This window comes from Halobacterium sp. KA-4, assembly GCF_021028995.1.
Classification (GTDB): Archaea; Halobacteriota; Halobacteria; order Halobacteriales; family Halobacteriaceae; genus Halobacterium.
The window spans coordinates 82,964-100,310 of the sequence record NZ_JAJJZG010000001.1 but is presented as its reverse complement, the minus strand read 5'-3'; the positions used below and the strand labels follow the sequence as shown (position 1 = coordinate 100,310).

The 17,347-nt window shown below is 68.4% G+C and carries 18 protein-coding genes; 10 read left to right on the top strand and 8 right to left on the bottom strand.

The window, feature by feature from the left end:
• Positions 1 to 32 precede the first annotated feature (32 nt).
• Positions 33 to 446: a DUF371 domain-containing protein gene (locus LPA44_RS00525; RefSeq protein ID WP_230887939.1), complete on the bottom strand. Its 414-nt coding sequence runs from the start codon at positions 444 to 446 to the stop codon at positions 33 to 35.
• Positions 447 to 748: 302 nt separating this feature from the next.
• On the opposite strand from LPA44_RS00525, the gene LPA44_RS00520 reads away from it, so the two are divergent.
• From LPA44_RS00520 to LPA44_RS00495, 6 genes are all read left to right on the top strand, one after another.
• Complete coding sequence (locus LPA44_RS00520; RefSeq protein ID WP_230887651.1) at positions 749 to 1,651, top strand: coiled-coil protein; 903 nt, start codon at positions 749 to 751, stop codon at positions 1,649 to 1,651.
• Between the two features lie 116 nt (positions 1,652 to 1,767).
• Complete coding sequence (gene sppA, locus LPA44_RS00515; RefSeq protein ID WP_230887650.1) at positions 1,768 to 2,766, top strand: signal peptide peptidase SppA; 999 nt, start codon at positions 1,768 to 1,770, stop codon at positions 2,764 to 2,766.
• A 48-nt stretch (positions 2,767 to 2,814) separates the two neighbouring features.
• The gene (locus LPA44_RS00510; protein WP_230887649.1) at positions 2,815 to 3,972 is read left to right on the top strand and encodes a DUF373 family protein; all 1,158 of its coding nucleotides are present in this window, start codon (positions 2,815 to 2,817) and stop codon (positions 3,970 to 3,972) included.
• Between the two features lie 36 nt (positions 3,973 to 4,008).
• Positions 4,009 to 4,731, top strand: coding sequence for a diphthine--ammonia ligase (locus tag LPA44_RS00505; RefSeq protein WP_230887648.1), 723 nt, complete (start codon positions 4,009 to 4,011; stop codon positions 4,729 to 4,731).
• 48 nt (positions 4,732 to 4,779) lie between these two features.
• Positions 4,780 to 6,207: an APC family permease gene (locus LPA44_RS00500; protein ID WP_230887647.1), complete on the top strand. Its 1,428-nt coding sequence runs from the start codon at positions 4,780 to 4,782 to the stop codon at positions 6,205 to 6,207.
• Positions 6,207 to 6,983: a universal stress protein gene (locus tag LPA44_RS00495; RefSeq protein ID WP_230887646.1), complete on the top strand. Its 777-nt coding sequence runs from the start codon at positions 6,207 to 6,209 to the stop codon at positions 6,981 to 6,983. The genes LPA44_RS00500 and LPA44_RS00495 overlap by 1 nt, the downstream gene beginning before the upstream one ends.
• A 154-nt stretch (positions 6,984 to 7,137) precedes the next feature.
• On the opposite strand, the gene LPA44_RS00490 is transcribed toward LPA44_RS00495, so the two are convergent.
• Positions 7,138 to 8,376, bottom strand: coding sequence for a mandelate racemase/muconate lactonizing enzyme family protein (locus LPA44_RS00490; protein WP_230887645.1), 1,239 nt, complete (start codon positions 8,374 to 8,376; stop codon positions 7,138 to 7,140).
• A 10-nt stretch (positions 8,377 to 8,386) separates the two neighbouring features.
• Positions 8,387 to 9,328 carry a dihydrodipicolinate synthase family protein gene (locus tag LPA44_RS00485; protein ID WP_230887644.1) on the bottom strand — a complete coding sequence of 314 codons (942 nt, stop codon included), beginning with the start codon at positions 9,326 to 9,328 and terminating at the stop codon, positions 8,387 to 8,389.
• A gap of 101 nt (positions 9,329 to 9,429) precedes the next feature.
• Between LPA44_RS00485 and LPA44_RS00480 the strand changes: the two genes are divergently transcribed.
• Positions 9,430 to 9,699, top strand: a complete 270-nt coding sequence (locus tag LPA44_RS00480; protein ID WP_230887643.1) for a MoaD/ThiS family protein — start codon at positions 9,430 to 9,432, stop codon at positions 9,697 to 9,699.
• A 1-nt stretch (position 9,700) separates the two neighbouring features.
• Here the strand turns inward: LPA44_RS00480 and LPA44_RS00475 are convergent, their stop codons facing one another.
• Positions 9,701 to 10,915, bottom strand: coding sequence for an HAD family hydrolase (locus LPA44_RS00475; RefSeq protein WP_230887642.1), 1,215 nt, complete (start codon positions 10,913 to 10,915; stop codon positions 9,701 to 9,703).
• 123 nt (positions 10,916 to 11,038) lie between these two features.
• Between LPA44_RS00475 and LPA44_RS00470 the strand changes: the two genes are divergently transcribed.
• The 3 genes from LPA44_RS00470 (at position 11,039) to LPA44_RS00460 (ending at position 13,343) form a co-directional block, all read left to right on the top strand.
• Positions 11,039 to 12,106, top strand: coding sequence for a glucose 1-dehydrogenase (locus tag LPA44_RS00470; RefSeq protein WP_230887641.1), 1,068 nt, complete (start codon positions 11,039 to 11,041; stop codon positions 12,104 to 12,106).
• Complete coding sequence (gene gfcR / locus LPA44_RS00465) at positions 12,103 to 12,738, top strand: transcriptional regulator GfcR (RefSeq protein ID WP_230887640.1); 636 nt, start codon at positions 12,103 to 12,105, stop codon at positions 12,736 to 12,738. Before LPA44_RS00470 ends, gfcR begins: the two co-directional genes overlap by 4 nt.
• 194 nt (positions 12,739 to 12,932) lie before the next feature.
• Positions 12,933 to 13,343: a glutaredoxin family protein gene (locus tag LPA44_RS00460; RefSeq protein WP_230887639.1), complete on the top strand. Its 411-nt coding sequence runs from the start codon at positions 12,933 to 12,935 to the stop codon at positions 13,341 to 13,343.
• Between the two features lie 51 nt (positions 13,344 to 13,394).
• Here LPA44_RS00460 and LPA44_RS00455 read toward each other — a convergent pair whose 3' ends face one another.
• Genes LPA44_RS00455 through pstA form a run of 4 tightly spaced genes read right to left on the bottom strand, consistent with a single transcriptional unit; the run spans position 13,395 to position 17,347 of the window.
• Positions 13,395 to 14,084, bottom strand: a complete 690-nt coding sequence (locus LPA44_RS00455; protein WP_230887638.1) for a TOBE domain-containing protein — start codon at positions 14,082 to 14,084, stop codon at positions 13,395 to 13,397.
• Positions 14,085 to 14,126: 42 nt separating this feature from the next.
• Positions 14,127 to 14,807, bottom strand: coding sequence for a phosphate signaling complex protein PhoU (gene phoU, locus LPA44_RS00450; RefSeq protein ID WP_230887637.1), 681 nt, complete (start codon positions 14,805 to 14,807; stop codon positions 14,127 to 14,129).
• A gap of 5 nt (positions 14,808 to 14,812) precedes the next feature.
• Positions 14,813 to 15,694: a phosphate ABC transporter ATP-binding protein PstB gene (pstB, locus tag LPA44_RS00445; RefSeq protein ID WP_230887636.1), complete on the bottom strand. Its 882-nt coding sequence runs from the start codon at positions 15,692 to 15,694 to the stop codon at positions 14,813 to 14,815.
• A 6-nt stretch (positions 15,695 to 15,700) separates the two neighbouring features.
• Entirely contained in the window at positions 15,701 to 17,347 is a 1,647-nt protein-coding gene (gene pstA / locus LPA44_RS00440) for a phosphate ABC transporter permease PstA (protein ID WP_230887635.1), read from the bottom strand.

The window sequence follows — 17,347 nt, the reverse complement described above, 5'->3', positions numbered from 1 at the left end:
AAAAAACGCCGTGACGGCTCCCAGACGGCGGGCTACTCGACGCGCAGCGTCGCCGTGAGGTCCGCGCCGTCCGCGAGCGCGGCGACGAGGTCGCGGTCGAGGTCCGTAGCGGCCTCGTCGGCGTCCACGAAGATGGTGCGGTCGTCGACGTACGTGCTCGTGCGCCCGACCATGCTGCGCTCGTTCGTGTACTCAAGGTCCGGGTGGCCCGAGCCGGTCACTTCCTCGCGGTGGCCGTCGGCTTCGAGCACGAGCGTAATCGTGGCGTCCTCGTCCTGGCAGGCGGCGACGAAGTCGCGGTCGAAGTCCGCGGGCGCGCGGTCGGCGTCGATGCCGACGATGCAGTCGCCGGCGGGCGTGAGGTAGTCGTCGGTCGTCACTTCCAGCGTGGACGCGTGTTCGGCCGTGACGTGTTCGTGGCCGGTCGCCCGCACGACTTCTTCCATGCGCTGGGGTTGCCGGTAGCCGCACTTGGGTGCGGCGTTCCACGCCCGCTCTTTAAGTGCAGCCACCCGTCCCCGTGGGAGCCGTTCGCACTCGCTGAACGGGGTCTGACAACTGCTTGCACGCGACGCCCCGTCGGAAATTTTAAGTGGCGTGGAGGCGTATTACCCGTTACCAGAACGCTGCGTGCGTTCGTGCACAGCCCGAGAGAATGACAGGACGTTCTCCTTCCGACCGGGAAGTAACACGCTCCGAGCGACGGCTGTCTCGAACACCCAGCGGGTATGGCATCGAGGTTTGAACAATGGCTGAGGAAGAACAAACTATCGAAGTATCGAGCGCAGACGAACTCATTACTGACGAAGAACTTCAAGAGAAGTCCAAGGGTCAGCTCATCAAGAACGCCGGCCAGTTCCGTGACCGCCGGAACGAGCTGAACCAGCTCGCCAGTTCCCGCGCCTCCGACCGCGACGAACTCAACGCGAAGACCCGCGAGAAGGTCGACGAGGCCCAGGAACACCGCGAGAAGCGCGACGAGCTCAACGAGCGCGTCCAGGAACACAAGGAAGTCCGCAACGAGCTCAACGCCGAGGCGAACGAGCTCTTCGACGAGGTCGAGCAGCGCAAAGAGGACCTCGAACTCGACGAGGGCAAAGACCTCGAAGAGCTCAAGGAGGAAATCGAGCAGCTCGAGTTCAAGCAGCAGACCGAGGTTCTCTCGACGGAGGACGAGCGCGAACTCATCGAGAAAATCGAGGACAAGCGCGAGGAGTACCAGGACCGAAAGGAGAAACTCGACGCGTCCGGCGACCTCGAAGAGCTCGTCGACGAGGCCGAGGAAGTCCGCGCGGAAGCCTCCGAGCACCACGAGAAGGTGACGGAGCTCGCGGACAAGGCCCAGGAGCACCACAACGAGATGATCGAGGCCTACCGCGAGGCCGACGACATCCGTGACGAGGCCGACGAGATGCACGAGAAGTTCGTCGAGGCCCAGGAAGCCGCCGACGCCCACCACGAGGCGTTCGTGCAGGTCCAGAAGCGCCTCCGCGAACTCGACAAGCAGGAAGAAGAAGAGCGCGAGGACGAGCGCGCCGCCGAGCAGGCCGAAGCCCGCGAAGAAGCCGAGGAAATCTACGAGCGGTTCAAGGAGGGAGAGACCCTCGACACCGAGGACCTTCGCAAGCTCCAGAAGTCCGGTCACCTCTAAGCTGTCTACTGCTGATTTCTCCGTATTTTCCCGCGCGTAGCGGCGGCACCGTCCCGACCGTGGCTCGCGCTGGGTCGGCCGCGTGAATTACGGGGCCGGCCGCCGACGCCGTAGCCATGGACACGCTCCCCAAACGAGTCGGCCGACTGACCGTGCTGGCACTCGGCGTGGTCGTCGGCGTCGTCGTCGGCTGGGTGTTGTTCGTGCGGACGCCGGCCGGCGGCCCCACGATTCTCGGCGTGCTGTTGACGCTCCTCACCGGCGTAGTGTTCCTCCAGTTAGGCGGGAACGCCGCGGACACCGTGTTCGGCGCGTACGACACCGCCGAAGTCCGCGTGGAGGGCCCGATAGCACGGGACGGCGGGCAGTCGCTGCCGACCGACCCGCGCCAGATTCCCGCGGACGCCGTGGTCGACCAAATCGAGCGCGCGGCCGAGGACAGCAACACGAACGCGCTCGCGGTCCGCCTGAACACGCCCGGCGGCGAGGTCGTCCCGAGCGACGACATCCGGCGCGCAGTGCTGGACTTCGACGGGCCGACAGTCGCGTTCGTCACCGACGTCTGCGCGAGCGGCGGCTACTGGATTGCCAGCGCCTGCGACCACGTGGTCGCCCGCGAAAACAGCCTCGTCGGCAGCATCGGCGTGCGCGGGTCGACGCTGAACGCCTCGGCGCTCGCGGACGACCTCGGCGTCGACTACGAGCGCTTCGTCGCCGGCGAGTACAAGGACGCCGGCAACCCGCTGCGGGAGATGCGCGAGGACGACCGCCGCTACCTCCAGGGGCTGGTCGACGACTTCTACGAGTCGTTCGTCGAGCGCGTCGCCGAGGGCCGCGACCTCTCCCCCGAGCAGATTCGGGACACGGAGGCCCGCGTCTACGTCGGCCGGGACGCCCACGAGCGCGACCTCGTGGACGAAGTCGGGACGCGCGACGACGCCGAAGCGTACCTCGAAGCCGAAGTCGGCCACGAGGTCGAAATTAGAGAGTTCGAGCCGCCGCGCGGGATGTTCGTGCGGATGCGGCGGACCGCCGTCGGCGCGGCGTACGCGTTCGGCGCGGGACTGGCCGACGCAGTCGGTGACGGCGACGGGACGAACGTCGACCTCCGGTGACCCGAGCGCGGGGTTTTTACCACGGCAGCGCGACGCTGTGGACGATAGATGCGCACGCTGGTCGTCTGTGTGGACCGGACCGGGGACATCCCCCGACAGACCGGGTTGCAGACGCCGGTCGCCGGGTGGGAGGCGGTGCAGTCGATGGTCGTGGAGATGGGCATCGCCGACCCCGAGGACTCCGCCGTGAACACCCTGCTGGAGGCGCTCCGGGTCACCCGCGACCTCCGGGACGGCGAGGACGACGCCGTCGTCGCCGCCATCTCCGGGAGCGGCGACACCGTCTCCGCGGACCTCTCGGTCGCCGACCAACTGGACGACCTCATCGAGCGCTACGACCCCGACTCGGCGGTCGTCGTCATCGACAGCGCCGAGGACGAGCGCGTCGTCCCCATCGTGGAGAGCCGCCTCCAGGTGGACGCCGTCGACCGCGTGGTCGTCCGGCAGGCCCGCGACCTCGAATCCACGTACTACCTCCTCAAGCAGTTCCTCGCCGACGAGGAACTCCGACAGACCGTGCTCGTGCCGCTGGGCATCGTCCTCCTGGTGTTCCCGGCGCTGCTGATGGTGACCGGCAGCCTCGCGGTCGCGGTCGCCTCCATCACCGCCGTCATCGGCCTGTTCGTCCTCTACAAGGGCCTGAGCATCGAGAACTACCTCGCGGAGGTCCCCGCGCAGGCGCGGGACGCGCTGTACTCCGGCCGCGTCTCCATCGTCACGTACGTCGTTGCGGGCGGGCTCGCGCTCGTCGGCGTGTTCGCTGGCGCGCTCGGCATCTCCGACCTGCCCTCGGAGACGCCGCTGTTGTTGACCGCGATGGCGTTCACGTACTACAGCGTACCGTGGATAACGCTGGGCGGCCTGGCGGCCAGCGCCGGCCGGCTGTTCGACGAGTTCATCCGCCACGAGGAGGTCCGCACGTCGTTCCTCAACCTCCCGTTCGGCGTGCTCGCGGTGGGACTCGTCGTCCGCGGGTTCTCGGCGTACTTCATGGAACTGGCCGGCGAACTCGACGCCGTCGCGGTGCCCGCTGCCGAGGTCGGCGCGCTCTCCATCGAGGGGTTCGTGCTCTCCCCCGAGCAGCGCCTCGCGGCGTTCGTCGTCGCCGGCGTGCTCGTCAGCGTCGTCGGCCTCCGCGTCGCGACCCGGTTCAGCGACGTCGACGAAGTCGACGTGGAGGACGGCGAGGAGCCAGTGGAGCCATAGAGTGGGGTATTTCAACGCCGCGCCGCAAGCACGCGTATGACTGACGGCCAGTGGGTGAGCCTGTTCTCCGGCGGCAAGGACTCCTCGTGGGCGCTCTACCGCGCGCTCGAAGAGGGCCTGGACGTCGCGCGCCTCGTCACCGTCCACCCCGAGGGCGACTCGTACATGTACCACGTGCCCGCGACGCACCTCGCCAGCCTCGCTGCCGAGAGCATCGGCATCCCGCTCGTGGACGTCGAACCCGACGACTTCGAGGCGGCGGCCGCAACCGAGTCCGGCGAACAGGGCGACACCGAACTCGAACCGCTGGAGGCCGCGCTCGCCGACCTCGCCGCCGACCTTGACGGCGGGCTCGCGGGCGTCACCGCGGGCGCCGTCGAGAGCGAGTACCAGACCTCCCGCATCGAGGCGATGGCCGAGCGACTCGGCTGCGAGGTGTTCGCGCCGCTGTGGCAGCGCGACCCCCGCGACCTCGCCGACGAGATGCTCGCCGCCGGCTTCGAGATTACCATCGTCCAGGTGGCGGCGTACGGCCTCGACGAGTCGTGGCTCGGCCGCACGCTCGACCGCGACGCGCTGGACGACCTCGAAGTCCTCAACGACGAGTACGGCGTCCACGTGCTCGGCGAGGGCGGGGAGTTCGAGACCTTCGTCACCGACGGCCCGCACATGTCTCGTCCCATCGAGTTGGAGTACGACACCGTCTGGAACGGCGACCGCGGCCACGTCGAGATTACGTCAGCCAGTCTCGGTGAGTAGGGGACGAGTGGCCAGTACCTTATTCCGGGTTCGTGTCGGGATTCCGGTATGGGAACGGCTGGCGAGAACGGCACGAACGTGGCGGGCGAGACGCCGGAACCGGTCGCGCCGCCCACGGCGGCGGACGGCGAGACGACCGTCACCGAGGAGGGGACGGAACTCGAACGCTCCATCGGCCTGAAGGGCGGCGTCGCCATCGGCGTCGGGACGATGATTGGCGCGGGCATCTTCGTGTTCCCGGGGCTGGCGGCCGGTAACGCCGGGCCTGCGGCCGCGGGGTCGTTCGCCATCGGCGCGGTCATCGCGTTGCTCGTCGCGCTCCCGGCTTCGGAGTTGGCGACGGCGATGCCCAAATCCGGCGGCGGCTACTACTTCATCTCGCGGGCGCTCGGCGCGCTCCCCGGCGCGGTCGTCGGCATCAGCATCTGGCTCGGGCTCGTGTTCGCGACCGCGTTCTACCTCGTCGGCTTCGGGAACTACGCCGCCGCCCTGCTGCTCGAAGCCGGCGTCCCAGTCGGGAACATCCCGGTGGTCGTGCCGCTGGCGCTGGTGTTCGGCGTGGCGCTCACGGCGCTGAACCTCTTCGGGACGGAGAACGCCGCGAAACTCCAGAACTACGTCGTCGGCCTGCTGTTGACGATTCTCGTGCTCTTCCTCGGCTACGGCGGCCTCGACGCCGTCGGCGTGTTCGGGACCGCGAGCACGCCCGAGACGTTCATGCCGTTCGGCCCGATGCCGATGTTCACGACCGCGGCGCTCGTGTTCACCTCGTATCTCGGATTCGCGCAGGTCGCGACCGTCGCCGGCGACATCAAGAACCCCGGACGGAACCTCCCGCTGGCGATGGTCGGCTCGGTCGTCATCGTCGGCATCCTCTACGTCTCGACGATTTTCGTGGCGACGAGCGCGTTCGGCAGCGACCCGCTGTCGCGGTTCGGCGAGACCGCCATCGTCGAGGTCGCGCGGGCGTACTTCGGTGACGCGGGCGCACTCGCTATTCTCGTTGCCGGCCTCTTGGCGACGGTTTCCAGCGCGAACGCGTCGATTCTCTCCACCTCGCGAGCGGTGTTCGCGGTGAGCAAGGACGCGCTCGTCCCGCAGTACGCGAGCCGCCTCAACCTCAAGTACGGCACGCCGCACGTCGCGCTCGCGATGGCCGGCGGCCCGGTGCTCGTGCTCGTCGCGCTCGGCGAGGTCGAAGTGCTCGCGGAGGTCGCGTCGTTCCTCCACCTCGTGATGTACGGGCTGATGTGCGTCGCGCTGATTTCGATGCGTCGCGACGAACCCGAGTGGTACGACCCCGACTTCCGCGTGCCCGCCTACTGGCTGGTCGCGGGCGTCGGCGCAGTCGCCAGTTTCGCGCTCATCGGGTTCATGCAGCGCGCCTCCCAGATAATCGGGCTCGCCATCATGGCCGCGGCCGCCGGGTGGTACAAGTATTACGCGAGCGACGTGCAGCTCAAGGGGGTCCTCTGATGACAGCCGACGAATCCACGCCGGCCGAGTTCGCGCCAGCCGACGAATCGCTACACATCCGCGAGCCGCCACGCGTGCTCGTACCCGTGGAAGTGCTGGAGGGCGAGTCCATCTCGGAGTCGCTGGCCGCGTTCCTCGCGCCCGCCAACGTCGTCGTTCTGGGCTACCACGTCCTCCCCGAGCAGACGCCGACCGAGCAGGCGAGCATGCAGTTCGAGGACCGCGCGCAGGAGGCCGTCGAGGACCTCGCGGAGACGTTCCGCGCCGCCGGCCGCGAGGTCGAGACCCGGGTCGCGTTCACGCACGACCGCGACCAGACCGTCGAACGCGTCGCCGAGGAGGTCGGCGCGACCGCCGTGCTCCTCCCGAACCCCGTCGGTGACATCCACGACGTCGTCGTCCCGATTCGGGGCACCGTCGACGCCGACCGCCTCGCGGACCTCGTCGGCACGCTGCTCGCGGGCGGCGAGGGCACCGTCACGCTCTGGGGCATCGAGGAGAGCGGTGTCGACTTCGACGCCGACGACGCCGTCGAGTACGTCCGCGAGACGCTCGCCGAGCGCGGGCTCCCCGCCGACCAGATTGCCACCGAGACCACCGAGTCGGAGTACCCCATCCGCAGCATCGTCGACCGCTCCGGCGAATTCGACGTCATCGTCATGGGCGCGGGCGGCGAGTCGCTGTTCGCGACGCTGTTCGGCGACGAGACCGAGCGCGTCGCGGAAGGCGCGGTCGCACCCGTACTGGTCGTGCGGGACCGCGAAGTCGAAGAATAGCGGCGATTCGGTACCGGCGGGTCGACTTACGCCTCGTCGAACGTAGTGAGACGGTCACTCACTGCGTTCGCGCTGCGACTCACTCGCTCGACCCTGCTATGCGGGGTCGAACGCCGACAGACTCGCTGCGCTCGTCTGTCCAGCACGACGAGGCTTACGCCTCGTCGAACAGGGTCTCGCCTTCGACCATGTGTTCCTCGACGACATCCATGTCGAGCGTGAGGCCGAGGCCGGGCTTCTCGGGGACGGTGATGGAGCCGTCCTCGATGACGTCTTCTTCGACGAGGTCGCTCCACCAGCCGAGCTCGTAGGAGTGGAACTCCACGGCGAGGCTGTTCGGGATGGCGGCGCCGACCTGGGCGCTCGCCATCGTCGCGATGGGCGAGGAGACGTTGTGCATCGCCACCGGCACGTAGTACTGGTTGGCGACGTCCGCAATTTTCTGCGTCTCGCGCATGCCGCCGACCTTCGGGAGGTCGGGCGCGACGATGTCGACGGCCTGGTTCTCGATGAGGCGGCGCTCCTCGGTGACGCGGTAGCGGTTCTCGCCGACCGCGATTGGCGTCGTCGTGGACTTCGTGACCTCCTCCTGCACGTCGAGGTTCTCCGGTGGGACGGGGTCTTCGAGCCACCAGACGTCGTACTCCTCGAGCTCGCTGGCGAGGCGCTTCGCCGAGCCACCGGAGAACGTCCAGTGGCAGTCGAAGGCGACGTCCGCGCGGTCTTTCACGCGCTCGGTGACCTGCTCGACGATTTCGGCCTTGTGGCGAATCTCGCCTGGGCGGAGGTGGCGGTTCGCGCGGTCCTTCTCTAGCCCGCTGGGCACGTCGAGGTCGAATTTGAGGGCGTCGTAACCGAGTTCCTCGACGACGCGTTCGGCTTCGTCGGCGCACGCCTCGGGGTCGGCTTCCTCCTCGGTGTGGCAGTCACAGTAGACGCGCACGTCGTCGCGGTACTTCCCGCCGAGCAGCTGGTAGGCGGGCACGTCCAGCACTTTCCCGGCGAGGTCGTGGAGCGCGACCTCGATGCCGGAGATGGCCGTCACAGTGACGCCCTCGACGGAGCCCTCGCCGCTCATCTTCTGGACGAGGTGCTCGAAGAGGCGGTCGATGTCGAGGGGGTTCTCCCCGATGACGAACGGCTTCATCCGCTCGATGAGTTCGGGGACGCCGGCGCCCCAGTAGGCTTCGCCAGTGCCGACGACGCCCGCGTCGGTGTAGACGCGGACGAGCGTCCACGGGAAGTTCCCGTCGACCATCGTCGTCTGTACGTCCGTGATTTCGAGGTCGCGGGGTGCGGGCCGCTCCCGGTCGGCGCCCATCGTCTCCGCCGAGAGCTCGCGCATCGTGTACTCCGCGTTCGGGTCGTGGAGGTCGCTGTAATCTATCCCCATAGTCGAAGGTTCACTCGTTTCGGTGTAAATCTATGGTTTCGAGGAGGCCGAGTTCGTCCAGCCGGACTTCGAGGGCCTCCCGCTGGTCGTCGTCCATCGTGCGCAGCGGCGAGCGTAGCGGGCCGGCGTCGAACCCGCGCAACTGGAGCGCGGTCTTCACGCCCGCCATGTACGGCCCCTGCTTGAGCGCCGTGCGGACGTCGTAAACCGTGCTCTGGAGGTTGCGCGCGTGCTCGGTGTTGCCCTCGTCGTAGGCCTCGTAGAGGTCTACGACGAGTTCCGGGAACGCGTTCGCGACCGCCGACACCATGCCCGTGCAGCCGAGGTCGAGGCCGGGCACGAGCAGCGAGTCCGAGCCCGCGACGAAGGTGAGCTCGGGGTGGTCGTCGATGGCCTGCCCGAGCCACGGGACGTCCTTCGAGGAGTCCTTGATGCCCGCGAGGTTGTCGATGGCCGAGAGGTCGTCGAGCACGTCCAGGGACAGCGAGTTCCCCGTCTTCGAGGGGATGTGGTAGACGTACACCGGGAGGTCGACGGCGGCGGCGACGCGCTCGTAGTGCGCGACCGTGGCCTCGTCGTCCAGCGGGTAGTAGTACGGCGTGACGACGACGACGCCGTCGACGCCGGCTTCCTCGGCGTGTTCGGCGTGCGCGACCGTCTGCCGGGTGCTCGGCGCGCCGACGCCGGCGATGACCGGAACCTCGCCGCCGACTTCGTCGACGACGGCTTCGACGACGCGCTGTCGCTCGCCGCCCGTCAGCAGGGGGAATTCGCCGTTCGTCCCGAGCGGGAAGACGCCGTCGACGCCGCGGTCGACGACGAACCGGGCGTGCTCGGCGGTGCGCTCGAAGTCGACCGTTTCGTCGTCGTGGAACGCTGTCACGATCGGCGGGACGACCCCGTGGTGGTCGAGGGGGTCGTCCGCGCCGGGGGCTGGTGCGTGGTCTGGCACGTGCGGCGGGTCGCCCGCCGCCAGCATAAGCGCCGTGGTTCCGACGACGACTTTTCCACACGTGAGTAAACTTTTTGCCGCCGCGGTCGGTACGTACTCACATGGACGTCGAGGTGAAGCTCACGGGAACGCTCGCCGCTCGTACCGGCACGCACAGCGCCCGCGTCGGCGTCGCCGCCGACGCCACCGTCGCCGACGTCGTGGACGCGCTCGCCGACGAACTCGGGTCCCACGTCCGCGCGGGTGTCCTCGAAGGGTCGCGGCTCCGCACGGACACGGTAGTCGTCCGGGACTCCACGGACAGCGAGCCGCTCTCCGCCGGCAGTCGCCTCCACGAGGGCGACACCGTCCGCTTCAGCCTCGCCAGCTAACCTACTGTTCTGCGAGCCGATTCAGCGCCCACGCGGTCCTGAGCACCTCGTCGGCTGCGCCCTCGTCGAAGACGAGGTCGTCGGTCTCCCAGACGTGCTCTAAGACGCGCTTGGAGGCGTGGTCGGGCGCCGCCGCGATACCCGCGTCCTCTTCGGCGACCCACTCCATCACGCGCAGGTCGCTCTTGCTGTCCCCCATCACGAGCGCGAACGGGTCGTCGACGTCGAGCACGTCGAAGGCTCCCTGCACGCCCACGACCTTGTTCAATTCGCGGGACGCGATTTCGGCGGCGTCGGCCTCGTAGTACGCCACGTCGATTCGTTCGAGCACTGCTCGCACGTCCTCGGGGACGGTGACGTCCTCGGGCTGCTGGTCGGCGTCGGCGAGGACGCCCGCGATTTCGGGGTCCTGGTCGGCGTAGAACGCGCGCACGTGGTCGGCGGTCGCGCCCGCCACGCAGTCCGCCAGCAGTTCGAGTTCGTACCGGAGCGCGTCGTCGATGAGGCCGCGGGCGCGGTCGCTGCCCGTCTCGAAGTTCGGCTTGAGCGTGACGTTGAACTCGTTGCCCTGGAGATGACAGCCCTGCCGGATACCCTCCGGAGCCTCGGAGAGCACGCGGGCGCGCACGTCGTCGAACACCGTGCGCACGTCGTCCGCGAGCCCCTCGTAGAGCAGTTGTTTCGTGTCGGGGCCGTGGCCGGGTGTGAACACGCCCGTCCCCGCCTCGTAGACGATGGAGACGTTCCCCGAGTGGACGAGCTCGTTCCCGAGCCCCTGAATCAGGAAGCCCTTGACGTTCTCCAGGGTCTGTCCGGTGCAGATGACGATGGGGACGCCGGCCTCGTGGAACTCCGTGAGCAAGTGCAGCGTCTCGCGGGGAATCTCGTTGTCCGTGTGGCCCGCCGAGCGCAGCGTCTCGTCGACGTCGAGCACGAGCACGTTGACGCCGCGGTCGTACTTCGCGTGGAGGTCCAGCGCCGCGAACGCCTGCTCGCGGGACGCGCGCGCGACCAATTCGGCGTACGTGTCGCCGTCGTCGAACGCTGCGCGGACGTCGTCCTTCCGGGCGGCGAGTTCGTCGCTGGCGGACTCCCAGTACTCCAGGGCGACCCGGGAGTCGACGGGCGGGAACAGGTCCACGAGGTCCTGGTAGGCGCGTATCGTCTCCGCGTCGAACTCGTCGTAGAGTGCGTACAGTCGGTCGTACCGTTCCATACCGGCTGGACGGACGGCACCGGTTTAGGTGTGGGTGGGAGCCGGCGCGCGGGTGGGGTCCGTCCACGATAACTTACTCGATACATAATAAATATTTAGTCGGTGTGGGTGTGAGAGGTAGACATGGACGCAATCGCCGTCACCCGCGACGACCGGACGCCGCGCGTCGTCGACCTGCCGCGGCCCGACCCGGCGCACGGGGAAGCGCTCGTGCGCACGCTCCGCGTCGGCGTCGACGGCACGGACCACGAAGTCATCGCGGGTAGCCACGGCGGCTTCCCCGAGGGCGACGACCACCTCGTGCTCGGCCACGAGGCCGTCGGCGTCGTCGAGGACTCGAACGGCACCGACCTCGACGCCGGCGACGTCGTCGTGCCGACGGTCCGCCGCCGGCCGAACGGTGCCAACGACTACTTCGAGCGCGGCGAGCCCGACATGGCACCCGGCGGCGAGTACCACGAGCGCGGCATCGAGGGCGCGCACGGCTTCATGGCCGAGTACTTCACCAGCCCCGCGGAGTTCCTCGTCGAGATTCCCGCCGACCTCGCGGCCCGCGGCTTCCTCGTCGAACCCGTCAGCATCTCCGAGAAGGCCTTCGAGCACGCGTTCGCCTCGCGGTCGGCCTTCGACTGGCAGCCCGAGACCGCGCTCGTGCTCGGGAACGGCTCACTCGGCCTGCTCACGCTCGCGATGCTCGAAACCGACGAGCGCTTCGAGCGGACGTACTGCCTCGGCCGACGCGACCGCCCCGACCCCACAATCGACGTCATCGAGGACCTCGGCGCGACGTACGTCGACTCTCGGGAGACCGCTGTGCCCGACATCCCAGCCGCCCACGAACCGATTGACTTCGTCTACGAGGCCACCGGCTACCCGAAACACGCCTTCGAGACGATAGAGGCGCTCGCACCAAACGGCGTCGGCGCGCTCCTCGGCGTGCCCGAGAGCTGGGAGTTCTCGCTCGACGGCGGCCGCCTCCACCGCGAGTTCGTCCTCCAGAACAAGGCGCTGGTCGGCAGCGTCAACTCCGGCGTCGAGCACTTCGAAGCCGCCGTCGACACGCTACAGGCGCTCCCGGAGTGGCTGTTCGACGACCTCGTCACCGGCGTGTACGACCTCGACGACTTCGACCGAGCATTCGTCGACGACGAAACGACCATCAAGACGGCGGTTCAATTCGACAGTAGATGAAGAACGTCGACGACCTCATCGACAGCGCCTCGGAATTGGCGGCCCGCGGGCTGTCGCGTGGCGAAATCGCGGACGAACTGAACGTCTCCCGGGAGACTGCGAGCTGGCTCGTCGAGCGCGCGGGCGGCACCGCGTCTCCCGTCGACGAGGAACCGTCCGGTGGCCCCCAGGACGTCCACGTGGACTGGAGCAACATCGGCGAAGCCGGCGCGCGCCTCAACGCCATCGGCATGGCGCTGGCGGACGCGCTCCGCGAGCACAGCCACGACGTCGACCTCATCGTCGGCGTCGAGAAGGCCGGCGTGCCGCTGGCGACCGCCGTCTCGAACGAACTGAAGACCGACCTCGCGACCTACACTCCCCGCAAGCACCAGTGGGAGGAAGGCGACATCGAGAACCTCGGCGGGAGTTTCAGCCGGAACTTCGCCAGCGTCGAGGACCGCGAGTGTTTCGTCGTCGACGACACCATCACCTCGGGCACCACCATCTCCGAGACCGTCGACGCCATCCGCGACGCCGGCGGCAAACCCGTCGCCTGCGGCGTGCTCGTGGACAAACAGGGCATCGCCGACGTCGACGACGTCCCCCTCGAATCGCTGTTCCAGGTCATCCGCGTCGGCAACGACGACTGACCCTCGGCTCTCGAGGTAGTCTCGAAAACCATCCTGCGGTCGAGCACGCGGCTCGCGGGTCGCTCTAACGTGGCCTCCCTGCGGTCGGCCATGCGGCTCACGGCTCCCGCTGGTCGCCGTTCGCTCGTTCCGTGGCGCGCCGCCGGCGCGCCACGCGTCCCAAGGCATTTCTCTGTCCTCGCCGTAGGACGGGTATGGCTTTCGACCCGATGGACTCCGCGATGGAGCAGGAAGCGGTCGACGAAATCGTCGCCGAGGCAATCGAGAACAACGACGTGGTGCTGTTCATGAAGGGGGACGCGCGGATGCCCCAGTGTGGGTTCTCGAAGCGTGCGGTCAACCTGATTTCGCAGTACCGACCGGACGTGCACACGGTGGACGCGCTCCAGAGCCTCGACGAGTTCCGCGTCGCGCTCGAGGAGCGCAGCGGCTGGGAGACCATCCCGCAGACGTTCGTCGACGGAGAATTCGTGGGCGGCAGCGACATTCTCGCCGAACTCGAAGAGCGCGGCGAGCTCGCGGACGAACTGAACGCCGACGACGCCGACGTCGACGAGGACGCCGCAGCGACGAGCGCCGACGACGGCGTCGAGTCCCCGTTCTGAGCCGCACCGAGGCACTTTTCTTCGACGCTCGCCGCGTAGCGGCGGGTATCGCTATTCGACGGGGACGCCGCGCGTCGCGGTAGCTTTGAAGGAGACGACGACGTCGCGGCCGGCCGCCAGCGCGAGTCGCTCGCGGCTGTCCTCGGTGACGAGTGCGAGCACGGGGTCGTCGGCGCCGACGTCGACGGCGACGCGCGCGATGCGCTCCCCGGTCTCGACGCTCGTGACGGTGCCGGAGAAGCGATTCCGGGCGCTCGTGTGCTCGGGCGTCGGCGTGTCCGCGGGGTCGGTCAGCGTGACGGCGTCCGCGCGTAGCGTGAGGTGGACGTCGCCGTCGCCCTCCGGGACGAGCGCGCGCACGCGGCCCGCAGCCGTCTCGACCGTCGCGAGTTCGCCGTCGCGCTCGACGACCGTCCCCGAGAGCACCGTCTCCGCGACCTTCGTGACCCCCTCGAAGCTCGTCTGCAGGCGCTCGAACGTCGCGAGCAGTTCGGTCGCGGTGTCCGTGAGTTCGCTACCGCCGCCGCCGGAGCCGCCGCGCTGGCGCTCGACGAGCGACCCGAACGCGTCTTCGAGTTCGACGACGCGGCGCTGGGCGTGCGCGTACGAGCGACCTAGCGACGCCGCCGCGCTGCTCAGCGAGCCCTCGTCGTCGATGGCGCGCAACAGCGCGACGTCCCGCGTGTCCAGAGTTACCCCGTCGCTGCCGACGTAGGCGTCGAACTCGGGGTGGGTGTCCATGCGTCGCTGTACCCCGAGCACGCGCAAAAGGATTGGGTCGCGTCAGTAGATGAGCTCGTCGTCCTTCTCGACCATGTAGACGGTGCGCGCGGCGACGTTGACCGCGTGGTCGCCGACGCGCTCGAGGTCCCGCACCGTCAGCAGCATCCGGGAGACGTCGTTCATCAGGGCCTCGATCTCCGCCTCGCTGGACTCGGCGTCGATTTCGGTCTCGATGAGGTCCCGCATCACGGTCTCCGAGGCCTGCCGGCAGGCCTCGTCGAGGTCGTCGTCGCGCTCGGCGATTTCGTAGCAGGCGTCGACGTCCTCGTCGGCGTAGGCGTTCATCGCGTCCTCGACCATCTCGATGGTGGTGGTGCCGATGGCCTGGATGTCGACCTCGGGGAACATGTCGCGGTCCGCGTCGAGGGTGTACTCCGCGAGGTTCGTCGCGAGGTCGCCGATGCGTTCGAGGTCGGTCGTGATTTTGAACGACGACGCGATGAGCCGGAGGTCGCCGGCGACGGGCTGCTGGAGCGCGAGCAGGTCGATGCACTCCTCCTCGAGGTCGAGGTAGAGTTGGTTGACCTCGTCGTCGCCCTCGATGACGTCCCAGGCGGCCTCCTCGTCTTTCTGTTCCATGGCTTCGAGCGCCAGCCGCAGGCGGTCGACGACCACTTCGCTCATGTAGAGGACGTCGCTGCGGAGCGCCTCGAGTTTCTCTTGGTAGCTCTCTCGTGGCATGGTTGTTACCCGAACTTGCCCGTAATGTAATCTTCGACCCTGTCGTGCTCGGGGTTCTCGAAGATTTGGTCGGTGTCACCGAATTCGACGAGCTCCCCGCCCGTAAGGAATACGGCCGTCTTGTCGGAGATGCGGGCGGCCTGCTGCATGTTGTGGGTGACGATGACGACGGTGTAGTCCTCGGCGAGCTCCTCGATGAGGTCCTCGACCTGGCTGGTCGCCACCGGGTCGAGCGCCGAGGCCGGCTCGTCCATCAGCAGGACCTCGGGGTCCGGCGCGATGGCGCGCGCGATGCAGAGCCGCTGTTGCTGCCCGCCCGACAGTTCCAGGCCGGAGCTGTCGAGCTGGTGGCTGACCTCGTCCCACAGCGCCGCGCGCTTGAGGGACTGCTCGACGATTTCGTCGTGGTCGCCCTCCACGTCCTGGATTTCGAGGCCGTAGGCGACGTTGTCGTAGATGCTCTTCGGGAACGGGTTGGGCTCCTGGAACACCATGCCGACGCGGCGGCGCAGCGCCACCGGGTCGACGTCGGGGTCGTAGACGTTCTTCCCGCGCAGGGAGAGCTCGCCCTCCACCCGGCAGGCCTCGATGCGGTCGTTCATCCGGTTGATGCAGCGCAGGAACGTCGACTTCCCGCAGCCGGAGGGCCCGATGATGGCGGTGACGCGGTTCTCCGGGATGTCGATGTCGATGCTGTCGAGGGCCTGTTCCTCGCCGTAGAACACGTCGAGGTCCCGCGAGCGGATGATGGGGTCGGGGGTGGTCGTCGTCTCGCTGCTGGACGTCGCGCTCGCGACGTCGGTCTCGATGACCATGTCGTCGGCCGTCGGGTCGGCGGTCTCTCCGTCGCCCGCGTCGGCGCTGAACTCTGATGTGTTGTCGCTCATAGTGAATCACTCCGTGGACTGGTACTTGTTCCGCAGGACGATGGCGATGGAGTTCATCGCCAGCAGGATGGCGACGAGCACCACGACGCCAGCCGGGACGGCCTTCTGGTAGAAGTCGTCGCCGGCGTAGAGACTCGACCACGCGTACACCTGCAGCGGCATCGCGCTGGCGGCCTCCGAGAGGCCGGCCGGCAGCGAGTACTTGACGTTCGGCGCGCCGATCATGATGAGCGGCGCGGTCTCGCCGATGGCGCGGCCGAGCGCGAGAATCGTCCCGGTGAGGATGCCCGAGAACGACCGCGGCAGCACGACGTTCTTGACGGTCTGCCACTTCGTCGCGCCCATCCCGTACGACGCCGCCCGCGTCTCCTCGGGCACCGCGCGGATGGCTTCCCGCGCGGAGATGATGACGATGGGGAGGATGAGCAGGCCGAGGGTCGCGCCGCCGAGCAACACCGTGCCCGGGGGCTGGTTCAGGTACGTGACGAACAGCCCGAGGCCGAGCAGCCCGTAGACGACCGACGGCACGCCCGCGAGGTTCGAGATGTTCACGTCGATGATGCGCGTGAACCGGTTGTTCGGCGCGTACTCTTCGAGGTAGACGGCAGCGCCGATGCCCACGGGGAACGCGAGCACGGCGACGGTCAACATCAGCAGAATCGAGCCACCGATGGCGGGGTAGAAGCCCGCTTCTGCGGCGGTGCTGCTGTGCGAACTCGTGAGGAACGCCCAGTCGACCCACGACTGCGGGCCGGCGAACCCGACGACGTCTACGGCTACGGCCCCGACGAGCGACCCGACGACGACGGTCGCCGGGACGAGCAGGCCGACGCGTTCGGTCGGGCGGTTCACGGCAGTGCCGGCCGCGTAGACGAGCGGCGGCGCGATGCCGACCGCCGCGACGACGACGCCGGGAACGGGGTCAACGCCCGCGAACGGGGCGAGCGCGCCGCCGGCGAGCACGACCGCGAGGACGCCCGCACCGACCAGCACGTGGGTTCGTCGGTCGCGGTCGCCGGCGACGTACCGGCTCCCGACGTACGCCACGGGCGGCCCGAACGTCATGGCCATCATCAGCCACGGTGCCGGCGCGAACGGCAGGCCCGCGACGAAGCCGAAGAGGCTTGGGACCATCGTCGACACGCCCGCGAGCGAGCCCAGCGGGCCGGGTACGCCGAACAGCGAGAGGTAGAACGCGGCGACGGTGACGACGAACTGCGCGACGAACGAGACGCGGTGGTCGTAGCTGACGACCGCCATCGTGACCGCGGTAGGGACGGCGAGCGCGAGCAGGAACGCCAGCCACGTCAGCGGCTCGACGATGTCCACGAATATCATCGCCGCGCCGCCGCTGAACATCAGCGCGACGACGACGAAGCCGATGGTGAACACGCCCGTGCGGAGCGCAGCGATGTCCCGTCGGTTGGCGTACGCGCCCGCCGCCAGCGTCGGTATCACGAGCGTGAGGAAGAACGTCAGGTGCCAGCCGGGGTCGGCGGTCAGCGGCCGGATGGCGTCGTTGGCGACGTAGACCAGCAGTATCGTGACGAAGACGAGGCCGAACAGCGTCGCCGCCAACAGCAGGTAGCGGAACAGCGTCCCTGCCGTCCGGCTGACGCGTCCGAACCCCTCGATTTCGTTGTTCGTGGCCAT

What these genes read in the sequence shown, in the direction of transcription:
- LPA44_RS00500 (WP_230887647.1), top strand. Translation starts at nt 4,780, where the DNA reads ATGGGAACGGCTGGCGAGAACGGCACGAACGTGGCGGGCGAGACGCCG.
- LPA44_RS00520 (WP_230887651.1), top strand. Translation starts at nt 749, where the DNA reads ATGGCTGAGGAAGAACAAACTATCGAAGTATCGAGCGCAGACGAACTC.
- phoU (WP_230887637.1), bottom strand. Translation starts at nt 14,807, where the DNA reads ATGCCACGAGAGAGCTACCAAGAGAAACTCGAGGCGCTCCGCAGCGAC.
- gfcR (WP_230887640.1), top strand. Translation starts at nt 12,103, where the DNA reads ATGAAGAACGTCGACGACCTCATCGACAGCGCCTCGGAATTGGCGGCC.
- pstA (WP_230887635.1), bottom strand. Translation starts at nt 17,347, where the DNA reads ATGGCCACGAACAACGAAATCGAGGGGTTCGGACGCGTCAGCCGGACG.
- sppA (WP_230887650.1), top strand. Translation starts at nt 1,768, where the DNA reads ATGGACACGCTCCCCAAACGAGTCGGCCGACTGACCGTGCTGGCACTC.
- LPA44_RS00525 (WP_230887939.1), bottom strand. Translation starts at nt 446, where the DNA reads ATGGAAGAAGTCGTGCGGGCGACCGGCCACGAACACGTCACGGCCGAA.
- LPA44_RS00475 (WP_230887642.1), bottom strand. Translation starts at nt 10,915, where the DNA reads ATGGAACGGTACGACCGACTGTACGCACTCTACGACGAGTTCGACGCG.
- LPA44_RS00505 (WP_230887648.1), top strand. Translation starts at nt 4,009, where the DNA reads ATGACTGACGGCCAGTGGGTGAGCCTGTTCTCCGGCGGCAAGGACTCC.
- LPA44_RS00455 (WP_230887638.1), bottom strand. Translation starts at nt 14,084, where the DNA reads ATGGACACCCACCCCGAGTTCGACGCCTACGTCGGCAGCGACGGGGTA.
- pstB (WP_230887636.1), bottom strand. Translation starts at nt 15,694, where the DNA reads ATGAGCGACAACACATCAGAGTTCAGCGCCGACGCGGGCGACGGAGAG.
- LPA44_RS00460 (WP_230887639.1), top strand. Translation starts at nt 12,933, where the DNA reads ATGGCTTTCGACCCGATGGACTCCGCGATGGAGCAGGAAGCGGTCGAC.
- LPA44_RS00495 (WP_230887646.1), top strand. Translation starts at nt 6,207, where the DNA reads ATGACAGCCGACGAATCCACGCCGGCCGAGTTCGCGCCAGCCGACGAA.
- LPA44_RS00480 (WP_230887643.1), top strand. Translation starts at nt 9,430, where the DNA reads ATGGACGTCGAGGTGAAGCTCACGGGAACGCTCGCCGCTCGTACCGGC.
- LPA44_RS00470 (WP_230887641.1), top strand. Translation starts at nt 11,039, where the DNA reads ATGGACGCAATCGCCGTCACCCGCGACGACCGGACGCCGCGCGTCGTC.
- LPA44_RS00510 (WP_230887649.1), top strand. Translation starts at nt 2,815, where the DNA reads ATGCGCACGCTGGTCGTCTGTGTGGACCGGACCGGGGACATCCCCCGA.
- LPA44_RS00490 (WP_230887645.1), bottom strand. Translation starts at nt 8,376, where the DNA reads ATGGGGATAGATTACAGCGACCTCCACGACCCGAACGCGGAGTACACG.